Annotated in this window: 14 protein-coding genes; 7 read left to right on the top strand and 7 right to left on the bottom strand. The window is 62.8% G+C overall.

The window, feature by feature from the left end:
* Positions 1-4: 4 nt before the first annotated feature.
* The 5 genes from pstS to rpmI form a co-directional block, all read right to left on the bottom strand.
* The gene (gene pstS / locus CFR71_RS02085) at positions 5-955 is read right to left on the bottom strand and encodes a phosphate ABC transporter substrate-binding protein PstS (RefSeq protein WP_165832022.1); all 951 of its coding nucleotides are present in this window, start codon (positions 953-955) and stop codon (positions 5-7) included.
* A 121-nt stretch (positions 956-1,076) separates the two neighbouring features.
* On the bottom strand, positions 1,077-3,539 hold the full coding sequence (gene pheT / locus CFR71_RS02080) for a phenylalanine--tRNA ligase subunit beta (protein WP_110526630.1): 2,463 nt from the start codon (positions 3,537-3,539) through the stop codon (positions 1,077-1,079).
* A 3-nt stretch (positions 3,540-3,542) separates the two neighbouring features.
* Entirely contained in the window at positions 3,543-4,613 is a 1,071-nt protein-coding gene (gene pheS / locus CFR71_RS02075) for a phenylalanine--tRNA ligase subunit alpha (protein WP_110526390.1), read from the bottom strand.
* Between the two features lie 202 nt (positions 4,614-4,815).
* Positions 4,816-5,172, bottom strand: a complete 357-nt coding sequence (gene rplT / locus CFR71_RS02070; RefSeq protein WP_110526387.1) for a 50S ribosomal protein L20 — start codon at positions 5,170-5,172, stop codon at positions 4,816-4,818.
* A 14-nt stretch (positions 5,173-5,186) separates the two neighbouring features.
* Complete coding sequence (rpmI, locus tag CFR71_RS02065) at positions 5,187-5,390, bottom strand: 50S ribosomal protein L35 (protein WP_012554749.1); 204 nt, start codon at positions 5,388-5,390, stop codon at positions 5,187-5,189.
* Positions 5,391-5,631: 241 nt separating this feature from the next.
* On the opposite strand from rpmI, the gene CFR71_RS02060 reads away from it, so the two are divergent.
* From CFR71_RS02060 to CFR71_RS02035, 7 genes are all read left to right on the top strand, one after another.
* Positions 5,632-6,360 (top strand): SDR family NAD(P)-dependent oxidoreductase, encoded by a 729-nt coding sequence (locus CFR71_RS02060; RefSeq protein WP_110526384.1) that lies wholly within the window; start codon positions 5,632-5,634, stop codon positions 6,358-6,360.
* 72 nt (positions 6,361-6,432) lie between these two features.
* Positions 6,433-6,555, top strand: a complete 123-nt coding sequence (locus tag CFR71_RS17105; RefSeq protein ID WP_275405101.1) for a hypothetical protein — start codon at positions 6,433-6,435, stop codon at positions 6,553-6,555.
* Positions 6,556-6,740: 185 nt separating this feature from the next.
* Positions 6,741-8,222 carry a mannitol dehydrogenase family protein gene (locus CFR71_RS02055; protein WP_110526381.1) on the top strand — a complete coding sequence of 494 codons (1,482 nt, stop codon included), beginning with the start codon at positions 6,741-6,743 and terminating at the stop codon, positions 8,220-8,222.
* A 173-nt stretch (positions 8,223-8,395) separates the two neighbouring features.
* Positions 8,396-10,762, top strand: a complete 2,367-nt coding sequence (locus CFR71_RS02050) for a glucose/quinate/shikimate family membrane-bound PQQ-dependent dehydrogenase (RefSeq protein WP_110526378.1) — start codon at positions 8,396-8,398, stop codon at positions 10,760-10,762.
* Positions 10,763-11,192: 430 nt separating this feature from the next.
* Positions 11,193-12,521 carry a cytochrome c gene (locus CFR71_RS02045; protein WP_110526375.1) on the top strand — a complete coding sequence of 443 codons (1,329 nt, stop codon included), beginning with the start codon at positions 11,193-11,195 and terminating at the stop codon, positions 12,519-12,521.
* Between the two features lie 21 nt (positions 12,522-12,542).
* A complete protein-coding gene (locus CFR71_RS02040) occupies positions 12,543-13,016 on the top strand; it encodes a (2Fe-2S)-binding protein (RefSeq protein WP_110526372.1) in 474 nt (157 codons plus the stop codon).
* Positions 13,009-15,333 carry a xanthine dehydrogenase family protein molybdopterin-binding subunit gene (locus tag CFR71_RS02035; RefSeq protein ID WP_110526368.1) on the top strand — a complete coding sequence of 775 codons (2,325 nt, stop codon included), beginning with the start codon at positions 13,009-13,011 and terminating at the stop codon, positions 15,331-15,333. The genes CFR71_RS02040 and CFR71_RS02035 overlap by 8 nt, the downstream gene beginning before the upstream one ends.
* Before the next feature lie 232 nt (positions 15,334-15,565).
* On the opposite strand, the gene CFR71_RS02030 is transcribed toward CFR71_RS02035, so the two are convergent.
* Positions 15,566-16,594: a hypothetical protein gene (locus CFR71_RS02030; protein ID WP_239020221.1), complete on the bottom strand. Its 1,029-nt coding sequence runs from the start codon at positions 16,592-16,594 to the stop codon at positions 15,566-15,568.
* A 377-nt stretch (positions 16,595-16,971) separates the two neighbouring features.
* Positions 16,972-18,075: a glycerophosphodiester phosphodiesterase family protein gene (locus CFR71_RS02025; RefSeq protein ID WP_110526629.1), complete on the bottom strand. Its 1,104-nt coding sequence runs from the start codon at positions 18,073-18,075 to the stop codon at positions 16,972-16,974.
* Between the last annotated feature and the right edge of the window lie 71 nt (positions 18,076-18,146).

Below are 18,146 nucleotides of genomic sequence, written 5' to 3'. Positions count from 1 at the left end.
CGTCCTATTCCTGTTTCAGGAACCCCACGATCCCGGTCTTCACCTCTTCGGGCAGGGGGACGTACTGCAACCTGCGTGCGGTTTCATCCCCCCTGGCGAACGCCCATGCGAAGAAATCCCTGACCGCCCGGCCCCGGACACGATCCGTGGGGTCGGTCGGGATCAGGACATAGGTGGCCGCCATGATCGGCCATGCGCCCTGCCCCGCCGCGTCCAGCACGTCGACATGGCGGGCGATGCCTGCATCCCATTTCGCGGAACGGGCGGCGGCCTCGAAACTGTCGCTGCTGGCGGCGACATCTTCGCCATGGCTGTTGCGCATTTCCACCATGGCCATGTGGTTTCCAACGGCATAGGCATATTCAAGATAGCCGATGCTGCCTTCGGTATTGCGCACGGCGGCCGCGATCCCGTCATTTCCCCGCGCGCCCTCGCCCACCGGCCACTGGATCGAGGTACCCGCCCCTTCCTGCGCCTTCCATGCCGGCCATGACAGCGACAGGTAGGACGTAAAGACGAAGGTCGTGCCCGACCCGTCCGCCCGCCGCACGGGCGCGACCGGGATATCCGGCAGGGCAAGGCCCGGATTGACGGCGGCGATACGGGCGTCATTCCATGACGTGATTTCACCGCCATAGATCTGCGCCAGCAGCGCGCCGGTCAGATGAAGCCGGCCATCGGCCACCCCCGGCAGGTTGACCACCGGCACGATCGCCCCCATCACCGTGGGGAACTGCGCCAGATGCGCCGCCTCCAGCGCCGTTGCGGACATGGGGGCGTCGGACGCGCCAAAATCGACGGTGCGGGCACGCACCTGGTTCTGGCCCGCGCCGGAACCGATCGTCTGGTAATTCAGGGTGACGCCCAGATCCCGCGCGGCATCTTCCCCCCACGCCCCGTAAATCGGCGCGCCAAAGCTGGACCCCGCCCCCGTGATTTCGGTGGCACGGGCCATGCCGCCATGCGCCACGAGCGTTATGGCCAGTCCCGTTCCGATCCATCCCTGTATGGCGCGCAATTGAATATTCTCCCTGACGCAGGCGCGACGGGACACGCGCCCCGTCGCGTTACGGCATTCAGCCACGCAGATCCGCATTGCAGGTTTTCTTCGCCGCCGCAATCACGCGCGCGCATACCGCCTCGATATCCGCGTCTGTCATGTTGCGCTCGACAGGCTGGATGGTGATCTCGATCCCCAGCGACTTGTGCCCTTCGGGGATCTTGTCGCCTTCATAGACATCGAACAGGCTGACCGCCGAAATCAGGTTGCGTTCCGCGCCCCTGACGGCGCGCAGCAGCTGTTCCGCCGGAACGTCACGCGCGACGATGAAGGCGAAGTCGCGATGCAGCGGCTGGAACGGCGACAGGTTGGGCGGCGCGCGGCGACGGCGCTTGGGTTCGGGAACATCCTCGATAAAGGCCTCGAACCCCACCACCGGCAGGTCGATGCCACGTTCGGCCAGCAGGGCGGGATGCACCTGCCCGAAATATCCCAGCACCAGTCGCGGCCCCTGCCGCACGGTGCCCGACCGGCCGGGATGGTAATGCGATGGCGCATCGGCGGTGATGCTCAGCCCCTCCATCGACGCGCCCGCCACGCGCAGCGCCTCAAGGATATCCGCCTTGGCCGCCCACAGGTCCACGGGCGTCGCCGGGTGCGCGGGCAGGCGCGGCGAATGGCCGCTGCGGATGCCCGCCACGATCTGGCGCTGTCCGCCGGCGCCAAATCCCGCCCCGATTTCAAACAGGCCGAGGTCGGGATAACCGCGCGCCGCGTTGTGATGCACGGCATTGAGCAGGTTCACCAGTGGCGTGGGCCGCATCTGGTCAAGGTCAACCGCGATCGGGTTGAGCAGGCGCAGGCTTTCGGGCGTCTCCCCAAAGGCCGATGCCTGTTCGTAGGACACGAAGGAGAAGCCGACCGTCTCCAGCAGGCCACGCGCGGCAAGCTGCCGGCGCGTGGCGGCAACGCGCGCCTGCGCCGACGTCAGGGCCGCGACCGGCACGGCGGAGAGTGGCGGCAGCGAAACCGCGGGAATGGCGTCCATGCCCTGCAGGCGCAGGACTTCCTCGATCAGGTCCACTTCGGCATCCACCGCCCTGACGCCCTGCGCCGCGCGTTCCGCCTGTTCGGGGGGCAGGTCGCGCGCCTGGTCCAGGACGATCGGCGTTGCGATGTCATTGCGCCATGACGGCACGCCGACGACGACCTGTTGCGCGTCGCGGCTGCGGACATCGAACCCCAGCCGTTCGAGGGAGGTCACCGCCACGTCCGGCGCGACCGTCAGGCCGCCCAGCGTCGCGATGCGTTCAAAGCGCAGCCGCGCGTCGCGCTGCCACGCGGGCGGCGCCCCGGCGGAGACCACCTCGCTGGCCTCGCCCCCGCACAGATCGATGATCATGCGGGTCGCGGCCTCCAGCGCGGCGGGAGGCAGGGCCTGATCCACCCCGCGCTCGAAACGCTGGCGCGCGTCGGAGTGAAGGTTGTGGCGCCGGCCGCTCAGCGCGATATGCACGGGCTCGAACAGGGCGCATTCGACAAACACGTCCGTTGTCGTCTCGCTGACGCCCGTCGCCTCGCCCCCCATGATCCCGGCCAGCGACTGCACGCCGTTCGCATCGGCGATCACGCAGTCATCGACCGTCATGACATGTTCGCCGCCATCCAGCGTCCGCAGCGTCTCGCCCGCGCCACGGCAGACGGTCAGGACGTTTCCGCCCACCTTCGCCACGTCGAATACATGCAGCGGACGCCCCAGGTCGAAGGCAAAGTAATTGGTGATGTCCACCAGCGCGGAAATCGGGCGCAGACCGACCGATTCCAGCCGTCGCTGCAGCCATTCCGGGCTGGGGCCGTTGCGCACCCCACGGATCGTCCGGCCCAGCACCCAGGGACAGGCCTCGGGGAAGGTATCCGCCCATGTCAGCGCGGAGGCGAAGGTGCCCTCCACCGTTTCCGCCAGCCACGGCCTGAGTTCCCCCATCCCGGCGGCGGCAAGGTCACGCGCGATGCCGCGAGTGGCCAGGGCGTCGCCCCGGTTGGGGGTAATCGCGATTTCGATGACGGGATCGTCCATGTCCGCGAACAGGGCATAGGACTGTCCCACGACCGTCCCGTCCGGCAGTTCGGCAATGCCGCCCGTTTCCTGGCCAAGTCCCAGTTCACGCAGCGAACACAGCATGCCGCCGCTCGTCTCGCCCCGGATCTTGCCCGCCTTGATGGTGATGTCGCTGCCGGGGATCCATGTGCCCGGCGGGGCAAAGATGACCGACAGGCCCGCCCGCGCATTGGGCGCGCCACAGACGACCTGCACGCGTTCGAACCCTTCGCCGGCATCGACCTGGCATACCCGCAGGCGGTCGGCATTGGGATGCTGTTCCGCGCTGAGGATCCGCGCGGTGCGGAATGGCGCAAGGACCGCGCCCCGGTCCTCGACCCCCTCGACCTCCAGCCCGATCGTGTTCAGCCGCGCGCAGATTTCTTCGACGGTTGCCGTGGTTTCCAGATGTTCACGCAACCATGACAGTGAGAACTTCATCAATCACAGACCTTCATGCAGCAGGGCGGGTGACAGGGGGCTGGTCCCGTAATGGCGCAGCCAGCGCACGTCGCTGTCGTAAAAGGAGCGCAGGTCGGGAATGCCATGACGCAGCATGGTCAGCCGTTCGACCCCCATGCCGAACGCAAATCCCTGCCACTCACGCGGGTCAAGGCCACAGTTGGCCAGCACGCGGGGATGCACCATGCCGGAGCCCAGAACCTCCAGCCAGTCGCTGCCCGCGCCGATCTGCCCCGTCTTGCGCGACCAGCCGATATCGACCTCCATCGACGGTTCGGTGAACGGGAAGTAGGAGGCACGGAAACGCACCGGCAGGTCGGGCTGCGCAAAGAACGCGCGCAGGAAATCCGACAGGCAGCCCTTGAGGTGGCCCAGCGTGATGCCACGGTCGATCACCAGTCCCTCGCACTGATGGAACATGGGGGAATGGGTGGCGTCATGATCGGCGCGATAGGTACGGCCCGGCGCGATGATGCGGATGGGCGGTTCATGCGACAGCATGGTGCGGATCTGCACGCCCGATGTCTGGGTGCGCAGCACGCGCTCGGCCTCCTGCCCCTCCTCACGCGGGAGGTAGAAGGTATCCTGGTCCGTGCGGGCCGGATGATGGGCGGGCGTATTGAGGGCGGCGAAATTGTGCCAGTCGGTTTCGATATCCGGGCCTTCGGCGACCTTGAATCCCATCGCCCCGAAAATCGCGCTCATTTCCTCGATCGTGCGGGTGATCGGATGGAGCGTGCCTTCGGGCTGCGGGGCGGCAGGCAGCGTGACGTCGACCCGTTCGGCGGCAAGCCGCGCGTTGAGGGCCTGTGCCTCCAGCTCCTGCCCGCGTTCGGCGATCACGCGCGACAGTTCGTCGCGCAGGCGGTTCAGGGCGCCCCCACGGAGCCTGCGCTCCTCCGGCGACATCCGGCCCAGCCCCTTCAGCAGGCCGGTCAGGCGTCCCGACTTGCCCATCGTCGCGACGCGCACTTCGTCCCATGCCCGCAGGTCGGACGCTGCCGCCAGCGCACTGAGGGTGTCTTGCTTCAGGGTTTCGAGATCGTCACTCATGCTACCTCGCACAGGCTCACCTGACAGGCTGGCCGAGGCGCATTTGACACATGGCGGCCATGCCGGTCACTGGATTACTTGGGGTGGGACCGACAATGCGCACTGTCGCGGGCCGGAACGCACCTGAACTAAAAACAAAACGGGCCGCCCGGCAGGACGACCCGTTTCGCGGACCTGTCACCACACGGGGTGGAGAGCAGGTTCAGGCCAGAGCGGCCTGCGCCTTCTTGACGATTTCGGCGAAGGTCGCGGCATCGTCATAAGCAATGGCGGCCAGCACCTTGCGGTCGATCTCGATCCCTGCCTTGTCCAGGCCATTGATGAAACGGCTGTAGGTCAGGCCATGCTCGCGCACGGCGGCATTGATGCGCTGGATCCACAGGGCGCGGAATTCACGCTTCTTGTTGCGGCGATCGCGATAGGCATAGCGAAGGGCTTTTTCCAGCCGTTCGAGCGCGATGCGGTAATTGGTGGAAGACCGGCCCCGGTACCCCTTGGAGAGTTCCAGAACCTTCTTGTGACGGGCGTGTGAGGTAACGCCCCGCTTGACGCGTGCCATATGTCAGATGCTCCTTATGCCAGCCCGTAGGGCGCCCACTGCTTCACAGTGCGACCATCCATTTCCGTCAGCGTCTGCGAACCGCGGTTGGTGCGCTTCATCTTCTGCGAACGGTTGATAAGGCCGTGACGCTTGTTGCCGGGGCCAGCCAGCACCTTGCCGGTCGCGGTGATCTTGAACCGCTTCTTGACCGACGACTTGGTCTTCATCTTGGGCATTTTCATCTCCAATCGATTTTTCACATTCCGCCACGCCCCGGGGGACGGCGGAACGCAAACATGACATTGCGGCCGGGCATGCCCTTGATCAGGCCCGGACGCGCGAACATCGCTGCCTATAGACAACGCCGCGACGGCAATCAAGCCCTGATCGGCCAATGTCGCGTTGTCTCGGCCCCGACAAGATATTAAGGAGGATCGGCAACGCGACAATAACGGACAGATACGGGAGCAACCGACCATGACAGCACGTGTGGCACTGGTAACAGGCGGCAGCCGCGGAATTGGCGCAAGCATTGCCGAATCCCTGGCGCGCGACGGCTTCGACATCGCGATTTCCTATGCCCGCAACGCGGCGGCGGCGGAACAGACGGTAGAGCGCATCGCCGCCACGGGCCGCACGGCGCGGGCCTATCGCGCGGGCGAAGGCGCCAATGCGGCGGAGGACCTGATCGGGCAGGTGGCCCGCGATTTCGGGCGGCTGGATGTGCTGGTGTGCAATGCCGGCATCTATCCCTATGCCAGGGTGCGCGACATGACGGCGCAGCAGGTTGACGCGACGCTGGGGCTGAACGTGCGCGCCGTCATGCTGGAGACGATCGCGGCGGTCAGGCACATGCCGCGCGGCGGCCGGATCATCTTCATCGGCTCCACATTCGGCGAACGCGCGCCCTTCCCCGGCATTTCGCTCTATAGCGCCACCAAGGCCGCCCTTACCGGCTTCGCGCGCGGCCTTGCCCGCGACCTGGGACCCGATGGCATTACCGTCAATGTGATCCAGCCCGGCCCCATCGACACGGACATGAACCCCGCCGATGGCGCGGCGGCGGACATGCTGCGGGGTTTCCTGTGCGTGCCGGAATATGGCAAGCCCGGCGACATCGCGGCCATGGCGTCCTTCCTCGCCCGGCCGGAGAGCGACAACATCACGGGCGCGGCCCTGACCGTTGACGGCGGCCTCGCCGCCTGAGGAACGCTGCATCATCCTGTGGTCCGGGCCTGCCTGAATCCGGCCGGACCAGACCATAGGACCAATACAGGAATGCGTGGGGCAATACGTGACGGCCCGCCGGTTCACGCGCCACGCCACGGCCGGCGGGCAGCCTCCCGCGATGCGGAGGCCGGATTCTCCCGCGTCGCCATCCTGATCACGCCATCGGGCTGACTGCAAAGCGTTGAAATACTTCGTCATGGTCAATATCGGCAGGCTCTGGCCGGCTCCATCACGCAAAAAAGAGCCAATGCGCCCTCCCCTGCCCAGAACCCACTGCTGACCTCCGGTTTTCACGGGTTGTATCCCTGCCTGTTTCTGATCTAGGCGTCGGAAATACCTTGCCGTGGAAACTGGTCATGACCGCACTCAATACTACGTCCCTGCCCCATCTGCCGCCGAACATCGCCATTCCCTCCTATGACCGTGCGAAAGTCACGCCGGGGATCGCGCATCTGAGCGTTGGCAATTTCCATCGCGCGCATGAGGCGGTCTATGTGGATCACATCCTGGCGCGGCCGGGACAGTCCGACTGGGGCATCGTCGGGATCGGCCTGATGGAAAGCCCGTCCGAAAAAGCCAAGGCGGACGCGATGAAGGCGCAGGACTGCCTTTATTCCCTGACCGAATGCGCCCCTGACGCCCCCGATACGGTCCGTGTCATCGGCTCCATCATCGAATATGTCTATGGCCCCGCAGACCGCGCCGCCGTGATCGAACGGCTGGCCGCGCCAGAGATCCGGATCGTCAGCATGACGATTACCGAGGGCGGGTATTATGTCGATGAAAACGGTCACTTTCCGCTCGACCTGCCCTTCATCGCCGAGGACCTGAAGCGTGCGGTGCCCCAGACCGCCTTTGGCGTGCTGACCGAGGCACTGCGCCTGCGGCGCGACCGGGGCATCGGCCCGTTCACCATCCTGTCGTGCGACAACCTGCCGCAGAACGGCCATGTCGCGCGCACCGCCGTCCTGACATGGGCAAAAGCCCGCGACGCGGCGCTGGCCCAGTGGATGGAAGAGAACGTGACCTTCCCCTGCACCATGGTTGACCGTATCACGCCCGCGGTACACCCCGACGATGTTCGCCGGCTGGATGCCGCCAGCGGGCTGGATGACCGGATCCCCGTGTTCTGCGAGGATTTCATCCAGTGGGTCATCGAAGACAAATTCTGCGCCGGGCGTCCCGAATTCGATGCGGTTGGCGTGCAGTTCACCGATAACGTCCATCCCTATGAGGAAGTGAAGCTGCGGATGCTCAACGCCTCCCATTCGCTTCTGGGACTGTCGGGTGTGCTGTCGGGATACCGTATCGTCAGCGACATCATGGAAGACGTGAACGAAATCGCGCTGGTGGAACGGTATCTGGGATATGACGCGGAACCGCTGCTGACGGCGCCTCCGGGCATGGCGCTGCATGAGTATGGCGCGCTTCTACTGCGGCGCTTCCGCAATCGCGCCATCAGCGACCAGCTGCTGCGCATCGCCTCCGACAGCACGTCAAAGCTGCAGATGTTCGTGCGCGAAACCGCGATGGGCGTGCTGGCGCGACATCATAATCCCGTCCGCATCGCATTCCTGATCGCATGCTATCTGGAATATCTGCGCGGGCATGACGACAGCGGCGCGGCCTATACGGTGACGGAACCGCACCTGTCGGCGGACGACCGGGCCCTTGCCCTTGATCCCGACGTGAACGCGGGGCTCAGGATGTCGGTGTTTGCCGGTTGGGGACTGGCGGATTCCGAAGATTTCGTCCGTGACTACCGCACGATCAGGCAGTCGATCCGCACGAACGGAACACGCCGGACGCTGGCTGATATCGTCCTTGCGGCGGAATAACTTTCCTTTTCCCGCCTGCAGCATCGCGCATTTCCGCCCTTCCGCCATCACCGCATGGCGGAAGGCGCTGACACGTCATTGTCAGAAATAACTTCTTGACGCCGGCCCGTTTTATAAGCTGTCTCCTGAAAAAGCCGTCTTTCGCCACAGCTTCGCTTCAATTCAGGAACACTATGAATATATTTTCTCGCCTTGGGCCCACCCTCCTGATCGCCATCGCCATATGCGCGATATCCGGCCTTTATGTATTGGGAGGAGGCATCTGGCTGGGTCTACTGGGCGGCTCGTTCTATTACATGATCGCGGGGGTCGCCCTGCTGGTGACGGCATTCCTGCTGCTGCGTGGTCGGCAGGAAGCACTCATCGTTTATGCGATCTTCCTGATCGGCACGATGGTCTGGGCGGTCAGCGAGGTCGGATTCGATTTCTGGGCGCTGGCACCGCGCGGTGACATCCTTGTCCCGATCGGCATCCTGCTCCTGCTGCCTGCGGTGACGCGTCGCCTCGGGCCGCCGGGCAATGCCGGTCGTGTCTCCCTCGGGGGCGCGGTCGTGGCGGCGATCGTGGTCGTCGTGGTCGCCCTGACGCAGGATCCGCAGGACATCGCGGGCGCGCTGCCCCCCGTGGCACAGAACGCCCCGACGCCCGGCGACGCGGGCGAAATGCCGGACGAGGACTGGCAGGCCTATGGCCGCACGGAATTCGGGGACCGCTTTTCCCCGCTCAGGCAGATTACGCCCGCCAATGTCAGCAAGCTGAAAGTTGCATGGACCTTCCGCACCGGCGACATGCGCGGTCCGGGTGACCCGGGCGAAACGACGGATGAAGTCACGCCGATCAAGATCCGCGATACGGTCTATCTCTGTTCCCCGCACCAGATCCTGTTCGCGCTGGACGCGGCGACCGGCAAGCTGCGGTGGAAGTTCGACCCGAAAATCGTCCACAATCCCACTTTCCAGCATCTGACCTGCCGTGGCGTTTCCTATCACGAGGCCAAAGCTGACGATGCGGCCGCGCCCACCGAATGCGCGCAGCGCATTTTCCTGCCCACGAACGACGGACGCCTGTTCGCGCTTGACGCCCATAGCGGGGAGCGGTGCCATGGCTTTGGCAATGATGGCGAAATCGACCTGAAGAACGGCATGACCGTCAAGACGGCGGGCTTTTACGAACCCACCTCGCCGCCGGTGGTGACGGACACCATGGTCATCGTTTCCGGCGCGGTGACGGACAATTATTCCACGAACGAACCCTCTGGCGTGACCCGTGGTTTCGACGTCAATACGGGCGAACTGAAATGGGCGTTCGATCCGGGCAACCCCGATCCCAACGAAATGCCCTCCGAACAGCATCATTTCGTGCCGAATTCGCCCAATTCGTGGATTACGGCGTCCTATGACCCGAAACTGGACCTGGTCTACATCCCCATGGGCGTCCAGACCCCCGACATCTGGGGCGGCAACCGCAATGCCGATGCGGAACGCTATGCCAGCTCCATCGTCGCGCTGAATGCCTCCACCGGAAAGCTGGCCTGGAGCTACCAGACCGTCCATCATGACCTGTGGGACATGGACATCCCCTCCCAGCCCAGCCTTGTGGACATCCGCAATGCGGAAGGGGAAATCATCCCGACCCTGTACGCACCGGCCAAGACCGGCAACATTTTCGTGCTGGACCGTCGCAATGGCAAGCTGGTGGTACCCGCGCCCGAACGTCCGGTCCCGCAGGGGGCCGCGCCGGGCGACCACCTGTCGGCGACGCAGCCCTTCTCCGAACTTACCTTCCGTCCCAAGAAGAACCTGACGGATGCCGACATGTGGGGCGGCACGATGTTCGATCAGCTGATCTGCCGCATCATGTTCCACCAGCTGCGTTACGAAGGACCGTTCACGCCGCCTTCGCTTCAGGGCACGCTGGTCTTCCCCGGCAATCTCGGCATGTTCGAATGGGGTGGCCTGGCGGTTGATCCGGTCCGTCAGGTCGCGATCGCCAACCCGATCGCCATTCCGTTCGTCTCCACCCTGATCCCGCGCGGCCCGAACAATCCCGCGACGCCTGACAAATCCCTGCCCTCGGGCAGCGAAAGCGGCGTGCAGCCCCAGTTTGGCGCCCCCTTTGGCGTTGACCTGCACCCGTTCCTGTCGCCGCTGGGCCTGCCGTGCAAGCAGCCGGCATGGGGATATATGTCTGGCATCGACCTGCGCACCAACAAGATCGTGTGGAAGCACCGCAATGGCACGATCCGTGACAGCGCGCCGCTGCCGCTGCCGTTCAAGATGGGCGTGCCCAGCCTTGGCGGCCCGCTGACCACCGCCGGTGGCGTGGCATTCCTGACCTCGACGCTGGATTATTACATCCGCGCCTATGACGTCACGACAGGACAGCAGCTGTGGCAGGACCGCCTGCCCGCCGGGGGCCAGTCCACGCCCATGAGCTATTCCGTCAATGGACGGCAGTTCATCGTGACGGCCGATGGCGGCCATGGATCGTTCGGCACGAAGCTGGGCGATTACGTGGTGGCCTACAGCCTGCCGGAATAAGATCTGGCGGAAAAAACGGGGCGGCATTCGTGTCGCCCCGGCTTGACCGGTCGGGCCATGTCTGTATATAAGCGGATATAGACACGGTTCGCGGAAGATTATTTCCAACCCACGTCCCTGTGCCCCATCCGCCAGCAGGCCCCTGTAATCGCCACTTATTCAGGCTTTTACAGATTTTCTCCTATGGGGATTAAAAATCCAAATAAGTCTTATCAGCGTTTTCATCTTACGTTGGGTGGAAGCCCTTGATTAGGAAACAGAAGACTTACTGTCCGCCGCGAGGGCGACGCCATGACGCGTCAGCGCCGATCCGGTGCCGGAGATCAACGTGCAACAGCACGTCGATTTCGTTGTTTCTGAAGACGTAGCGCCGAAACTCGGGGCGGATGATACGGGGTGATATGATGACTTTCACAACCGCGAGAACATCGTGATTAAACGCATTGCAGCAGCGATTGTGGGAATCGGTGTCGCCGGAGGCGTCGGATTCCTTGCTTACGCGTGGTATCCGGAGATTGCTCCGGTTGCTCCGCCTCCTCCCTCCGCCTTCAGCAAGGCCCAGATCGAGCATGGGCGCATCCTTGCGGCCGGTGGTTACTGTGCCGAGTGCCATACGCGCACCGACGGCAAGCGTGGCGTGGAACTGGCGGGGGATTACAAGATGGACACGCCTTTTGGCGCCATCTTCTCCTCCAACATCACGCCCGATCCCGAAACCGGGATCGGCCACTGGTCCGAAGCGGCGTTCAAGCGTGCGATGCGCAAGGGTATCTCGCGCGATGGAACGCAACTGTTCCCTGCCTTCCCGTTCGACCATTTCACGCACATGACGGACCAGGACATCGACGATGTCTATGCCTTCCTCATGACGCGGGAGCCGGTCCATTCGGTCAAGCGCGACAATACGGTCGCCTTCCCCTTCAACATCCGCCTCGAACAGGCCGGCTGGAAGCTTCTGTTCCTGCATGAAGGTCCGCTGAAGAACAATTCGGCCAAGGATGCCGAATGGAACCGTGGCGCCTACCTGGCCGAAGGGCTGAGCCACTGCTCCGCATGTCATACGCCGCGTAACGCGATGGGCGCGGAAAAAAGCAGCGCCCCGTATGATGGCGCGCCGGTGGACAACTGGATCGCCCCGCCGCTTAACGAACACAATCCCACCCCGGTCGTCTGGACCGAGGATGAATATTTCAAGTACCTGCGCTATGGCTCGGCCCCGCTGCATGGCAGCGCCGCCGGCCCGATGTCGCCGGTCGTGCATGGCGGCCTGAGCGAAATGCCCGAATCCGACGTGCATGCGATCGCGCATTACCTGGCGGATATCGACAAGGCCTCCAGCCGCGTCAGCCAGGATCCGCAGGCCATCGCGTGGGCCATGAAGGCCTCCATGCGTGACCTGGTGGGACCGCAGACGGACCCGAACGCGCGGCTGTATGCCGGCGCGTGCGCCGCGTGCCATGCCAACGCCGGCCCGCAGCCGGTGGAAGGCCGCCCCGACCTGGCGCTGAACAACGCGCTGTGGCTGGATGAGCCGACCAACCTGTTCCAGGTGATCCTGCGTGGGATTGGAACGACTGAAGGCATTTCCACCGTCTCGATGCCCAGTTTCTACCATTCCTTCTCCGATGCGGATCTGGCGCGTCTGGCGGCCTATCTGCGTGCCACCCGGACAACCCTGAAACCCTGGACCGACCTTGAGAAGAAAGCCGCTGATGTCCGCAAGACACTGGTTGCCTCTCCTGTCGCCTCTTCGCATTGAGATGAAAGACGGAGCTAGAACATGACGACCTTTCACCTCAATGGACGGGAAGTAACCGTTGACGTCCCGGAAGATACCCCCCTGCTGTGGGTCATCCGTGACGAAGTCGGCCTGACCGGCACGAAGTTCGGCTGTGGCATCGGCATGTGCGGCGCATGCACCGTGCATATCGGCGGTCGCGCCACGCGTTCGTGCATCACGCCCGTCAGCGCCGCCGAAGGTGCCGACATCACCACGATCGAGGGGATCGATCCCGAAGGCAATCACCCCGTCCAGGTCGCCTGGCGGGAATTGCAGGTGCCCCAGTGCGGTTACTGCCAGTCCGGACAGATCATGCAGGCCGTCAGCCTGCTGAAGGATTATCCCTCCCCCACGGATGAGGAAATCGATGCGGTCATGGCCGGCAGCCTGTGCCGCTGCATGACCTACATTCGCATACGCGAGGCCATCAAGAAGGCCGCGGCAGCCGCACGCGGAGATTCGTCAAATGGGTAGACTGAACCGTTTTCTTACCGGCAAGGGTTCCGGCGCTGGACAGGGCCTCTCCCGGCGCGGCTTCCTTGTCACCTCGCTTGGCGCTGGCGTCATGTTCGGCTTTGCCCGGCAGGCATCGGCCAATCAGATTTTCCCGCTTGATAAATCCGGTCCCGGGGAAGGCGCGTTCGAACCCACCATCTGGTGTTCGATCGCCCCGGATGGGGAAATTACCGTCAACATCATCCGCGCGGAAATGGGCCAGCATATCGGTTCAGCCCTTGCCCGCATCATCGCGGACGAGATGGAAGCCGACTGGGAAAAGGTCCGTATCAATTACGTTGACACCGATCCCAAGTGGGGCCTGATGGTCACCGGCGGAAGCTGGTCCGTATGGATGACGTGGGATGTCTTCCGCCAGGCGGGCGCGGCGACGCGCACCGCTCTGGTGGAGGAAGCCGCGCGCCTGCTGGGCACGACGCCGGACAAGTGCACCGTCAGCCAGAGCATCGTCTCGGCCAGCAATGGCAAGCAGATCAGTTTTGGCGACATCGTGGCGCAGGGCCACCCCAGCCATTCCTTCACGCCGGAGGAAATGGCGAAGCTGCCGCTCAAGCCCGCCAGCGAACGCCGCCTGATCGGCAATGCGGAGCTCAAGAAGGCGCTCGACATTCCTTCCAAGACCACGGGCGAGGCCATTTACGGCATCGACGCGAAGGTCGAAGGCATGGTGTACGCGCGCCCCAAGATGCCGCCCACCCGTTACGGCTCCAAGGTGCGCTCGGTCGATGACACAGAGGCGCGCAAGGTCAAGGGATACATCCGTTACCTGAAGATTGAGGATCCTTCCGAGGTCGTGCAGGGATGGGTCGTCGTGCTGGCGAGCAGCTATAGTGCTGCGATCCGTGCGACCGACGCGCTGAAGGTCGACTGGATCCCCGGCGAGACCGCGCATGTCAGCGAACGCGACATCCAGGATCGCGGCCGTGAACTGATCAACCACAAGGAAGGCGGGGTTTACGTCTTTAACGATGACGGGGTGGATGCGGCCTTTTCCTCCGCCCATACCGTCATGGACAAGGAATATACCTGCGCCTCCGTCCTGCATTACCAGCTGGAGCCCACGAATGCCCTCGCCTTCGTCAAGGACGGCGTTTATGAAATCCATGCGGGCAACCAGTGGCAGTCGCTGATCCTGCCGACCCTGGCGAAGGCGCTGGAAGTACCCGAAAGCAAGGTCCTGCTGCGCAGCTACCTGCTGGGCGGTGGTTTTGGACGTCGCCTGAACGGGGATTACATGATCCCGGCCGCGCTGGCGTCCAAGGCGCTGGGTGGCAAGCCGGTCAAGCTGATCCTGACGCGTTCGGACGACATGGTGTTCGACTCCTTCCGCTCCCCTTCCGTGCAGCGGGTGCGCATGGCGTTCGATGCCTCCAGCAAGATTACCGCCATGGATTACCAGGCGGCGGCAGGCTGGCCCACGGGCGTCATGGCCGAGGCGTTCATGTCCAAGGGCGTGAATGACGTGCCTTATGACCAGTTCGCCATCGCGGGCGCCGATCACTGGTATGAAGTCGGCGCGTTCCGTGTACGCGCGCTGCGCAACGACCTGGCGGAAAAGACCTTCCGTCCCGGCTGGCTGCGTTCGGTCAGTCCGGGCTGGACCAGCTGGGGTGTGGAATGCTTCCTCGACGAGGTCGCGCATGCCCAGAAAAAGGATCCGGTTCAGTTCCGCCTGGACATGCTGACGGCGACAGGCCGCAACAAGGGCGAGGCCCCCGACGCGGTCGGCGGCGCATTGCGGCAGGCCGCAGTGCTGCGTCGTCTGGCGGAAAAGGTGAACTGGGGCAAGCAGACGCTTCCCAAGGATACGGCGCTGGGCATCTGCACCACGGCGGGTCAGGAACGTGGCATGCCGACATGGATCGCGTGCTGTGCGCAGGTGCATGTTGACCGCGCCACTGGCGTGGTGCGGTGTGAGAAGCTGACGATTGTCGTGGATGCGGGCACCGTGGTCGATCCCGACGGCGCACGCGCCCAGACCGAAGGCGCCGCGCTGTGGGGCCTGAGCATGGTGCTGTTTGAAAATACGGAAATCGTCAACGGACAGCCGGTTGACCGGAACCTGAACACCTATACCCCGCTCCGCATTGCGGACACGCCGGAAATGGATATCGAATTCCTGCCCAGCACCGAAAAGCCAATGGGACTGGGCGAGCCCGGGACCACGGTCGTGGGGCCGGCCATCGGCAATGCGATCTTTAACGCGGTGGGCGTCCGCCTGCGCCACATGCCGGTCCGTCCGGCCGACGTGCTGCGGGGACTTCAGGGAAGCTGACGGCTTTCCTGAAATGACTGCATTATCCGGAACGGGCCTGTCGCACCATGCGTCAGGCCCGTTCTGATTCAGGACCGTCCCTCAAGAAACTGTCTGAAAAGATCAGGCCGATAATACCCTGAAATCATAAAAGTTTTTGGTGAAGCTTTTTGCAAAAAGCTTCGTAAGGCAGGGCTTTTTTGAAAAAAGGCAGCACCCGAAACTTTTGTCGTTTTTTATCAAAGAACTGTTTTCAAACAGTCTCCAAGTCCCGGGAGACGGATCCGGAACTGAGAAAGGACATGATCGCCTCTGCCGCCCTTTGGGCGGATGTTCTGTCCGGCTGAAGGGAAAAGGTCTGTTCAAAGGCCCTTGTCTGACGGGTTCTGAAAACCTCGTCCAGCGTGCGTGCTTTTTCAAGCGCTGCCGGCAGATCCGCGACACGGTCGATGACCTGTCCCAGTTCCCAATGTGCATAATCGGGATTGTCCTGCCATCGGGCGGCATGGCCATTCAGGAAAATGCAGCTGCGTGGATGGTAAATCCATTCATAAACTTGGCTGCTGGCGTCACCGAGGTAAATGTCAGCCGAACGGGTATAGGACATGTCCACCGAATGGCTGCTTCCCTCATCAATCCGGATATGGGGCAAATGCCGGTATTTTTCCGGTATGTCTATCCTGCGCCGCAATTTGCGATGTTCGACCGATGTATGGAACCGTTTCTGGAACAGCATGATATGCGGCGCGAAAATCAGATTGTACTGCTCCTGCCGCGCAAACCATTCCAGCACCTGCAGGCCCATATCCCACCATGAAGACAGGCGCGGATCAAAATGCGGGTTGTACAGGACCGTGGGACGATCGTTGTCAAAAAAACGCTTGCGATCCGCAAGGTCGATAATGTCGAATTTCGGGTACCCGACAACCGCATGATTGTCAGGCCGTACGAGGTTACGCTCCAGCATGCGATCCCGGGTCTTGGCACCCGGCAGCAGGACAAGATCGAAAAAGCGCGTGACATCACGAAACCCGACGGACCTGTCCCCTGCCCCATGCGGCAGGTAAATCAGCTTCAGCTGTTTCAGTCCGAAATGGCTTTTCAGCAATGCGGAGGTCGTCTCCGGCACGACCAGGGCGTCAAAGCCGGAAAACAGCTTCAGATTTTCCCGAAGACTGGCAATACGCCGGAAAGGAATGATTTGACGGGCCAGTACATCGACGGCCTTGGCAACCCGACCGATATCGATATGGACAAGTTCCACACCGCTTGTATCGCCCATTATTTTTGTCAGATGTTCAATCTGTGCCCTGCCGGATGCAATGACGGTAACATTTCCCCCCATCCGGGCAATTTCGGAAATAATGGGCGCCGTATGTGAAATCTGATGGATACTGTCGTGGTTGAAAAGAAACCCGATTTTTATCGACAAGATGGAGCCACCTGCAAAAGACATTCCCTGATGCAGCCGGATTTACAATAACTTCTCATCTGTTTCTACAAAAGTCTCCCGGCCCGGAACGCATGATACAGAAATGTTCGCTGATATCCCGTGCCTTTTGGGTATGCCGGCATGCATGTCCGGGCACTTCGCACCTCTGAAAAGGAAAAACCCGTTCTGAAACGCGACGACGAAACATCGCGCCTGTATTATCCAGATTATCCAGTTTCAATGGCCTGACGACCCAGCGCGGGATCATCCGTGAAAAAACCGTCCAGCCCCAGATCCAGATACCGCTGGATTTCAGCGATTGCGCCCTGCGGATTCCGGACGTTATCCCCCCTGTCATTTCGCAGCTGTAGCGGAAGGAACCGGTTTTCCGGCCGGAAAGTATAGGAATGCACCAGCAGGCCCGCGCGATGCGCGTCCTCGATCAAGGATGAAGGACGCAGCCAGGCGCCAGAGGCATCACGTGGAATGATATCCGTATTCGACGGACCGATTGCATCGGCATGACGACGCACCTGCTGCAATCCTGCCGGCGTCATCAGTTCCCCGAATGTCGTTCCCTGTTCTGCCGTCAGGGTGTCGGGCACGCGCTCTCCCCTCTCCCCCATGAGGAACATCAGGCGTGCCCGCGGATTGATGTTTTTCACCCGGTCATACAGGAACTTCAGGTTTCCGCTTTCAAAGGACTGCACCTCCAGCAGGCAGTAACGCGTATATTCATGCGCGGCGATGACCTGCAGGAACATGTCTTCGGGCGCGTATCCCAACTGGTGGAAATGGGTTGAATTCTTGATTTCGGGAATCAGGCCGATCTCCCGTCCCCGCGTGGCGGCCTCTGCTGCGACAAAATCAATGATTTCCTCAAATGTCGGGATATCGAAATGTCCGTCATAACGGGTATTGTGGACGCGTACGTCCGCCAGGCGTTCCTTCGCGCGCAGGCGCTTGAGTTCCTGGAGGGTGAAATCGGTCGTGAACCATCCGGTTTCGGTCCTGCCATCAATCATGACGCTGCGTTTGCGGGACGCGAATTCGGGATGCCCGGCGACATCCGTGGTCGTCGCGATATTGCTTTCATGACGGGCGACAAGCACCCCGTCGCGCGTCGGGACGAGATCGGGCTCGATATAATCCGCCCCGTCCGCGATGGCCCTGGCATAGGACGCCAGCGTATGTTCGGGCCGCAGGGCCGATGCGCCCCGATGCGCCATGACAAGGGGAACAGGCACCAGCGATGGCGCGGCATATGCGTGCCGAGCCGAAAACATTGCGACAGTCCCGGCAAGCCCCATCACCTGCCTGCGTGTCAGCATGCGTCCATTCATGACAACCAACCTTTGCCGGCCCCAGCCGCGATCATGGACTCAGCCCGGAGTGCTGAGCG

Source organism: Novacetimonas pomaceti (assembly GCF_003207955.1).
In the GTDB taxonomy this organism is placed as follows: domain Bacteria; phylum Pseudomonadota; class Alphaproteobacteria; order Acetobacterales; family Acetobacteraceae; genus Novacetimonas; species Novacetimonas pomaceti.
The sequence above is the reverse complement of the archived record's forward strand: the minus strand, read 5'-3'. Positions and strand labels throughout refer to the sequence as shown.

Coding starts and splice junctions, on each gene's coding strand:
- CFR71_RS02025 (WP_110526629.1), bottom strand. CDS start 18,075: ATGCTGACACGCAGGCAGGTGATGGGGCTTGCCGGGACTGTCGCAATG.
- CFR71_RS02055 (WP_110526381.1), top strand. CDS start 6,741: ATGACCGCACTCAATACTACGTCCCTGCCCCATCTGCCGCCGAACATC.
- rplT (WP_110526387.1), bottom strand. CDS start 5,172: ATGGCACGCGTCAAGCGGGGCGTTACCTCACACGCCCGTCACAAGAAG.
- CFR71_RS02050 (WP_110526378.1), top strand. CDS start 8,396: ATGAATATATTTTCTCGCCTTGGGCCCACCCTCCTGATCGCCATCGCC.
- CFR71_RS02035 (WP_110526368.1), top strand. CDS start 13,009: ATGGGTAGACTGAACCGTTTTCTTACCGGCAAGGGTTCCGGCGCTGGA.
- CFR71_RS02030 (WP_239020221.1), bottom strand. CDS start 16,594: ATGGGCGATACAAGCGGTGTGGAACTTGTCCATATCGATATCGGTCGG.
- CFR71_RS02060 (WP_110526384.1), top strand. CDS start 5,632: ATGACAGCACGTGTGGCACTGGTAACAGGCGGCAGCCGCGGAATTGGC.
- pstS (WP_165832022.1), bottom strand. CDS start 955: ATGGCCCGTGCCACCGAAATCACGGGGGCGGGGTCCAGCTTTGGCGCG.
- pheT (WP_110526630.1), bottom strand. CDS start 3,539: ATGAAGTTCTCACTGTCATGGTTGCGTGAACATCTGGAAACCACGGCA.
- CFR71_RS17105 (WP_275405101.1), top strand. CDS start 6,433: ATGCGTGGGGCAATACGTGACGGCCCGCCGGTTCACGCGCCACGCCAC.
- pheS (WP_110526390.1), bottom strand. CDS start 4,613: ATGAGTGACGATCTCGAAACCCTGAAGCAAGACACCCTCAGTGCGCTG.
- CFR71_RS02040 (WP_110526372.1), top strand. CDS start 12,543: ATGACGACCTTTCACCTCAATGGACGGGAAGTAACCGTTGACGTCCCG.
- rpmI (WP_012554749.1), bottom strand. CDS start 5,390: ATGCCCAAGATGAAGACCAAGTCGTCGGTCAAGAAGCGGTTCAAGATC.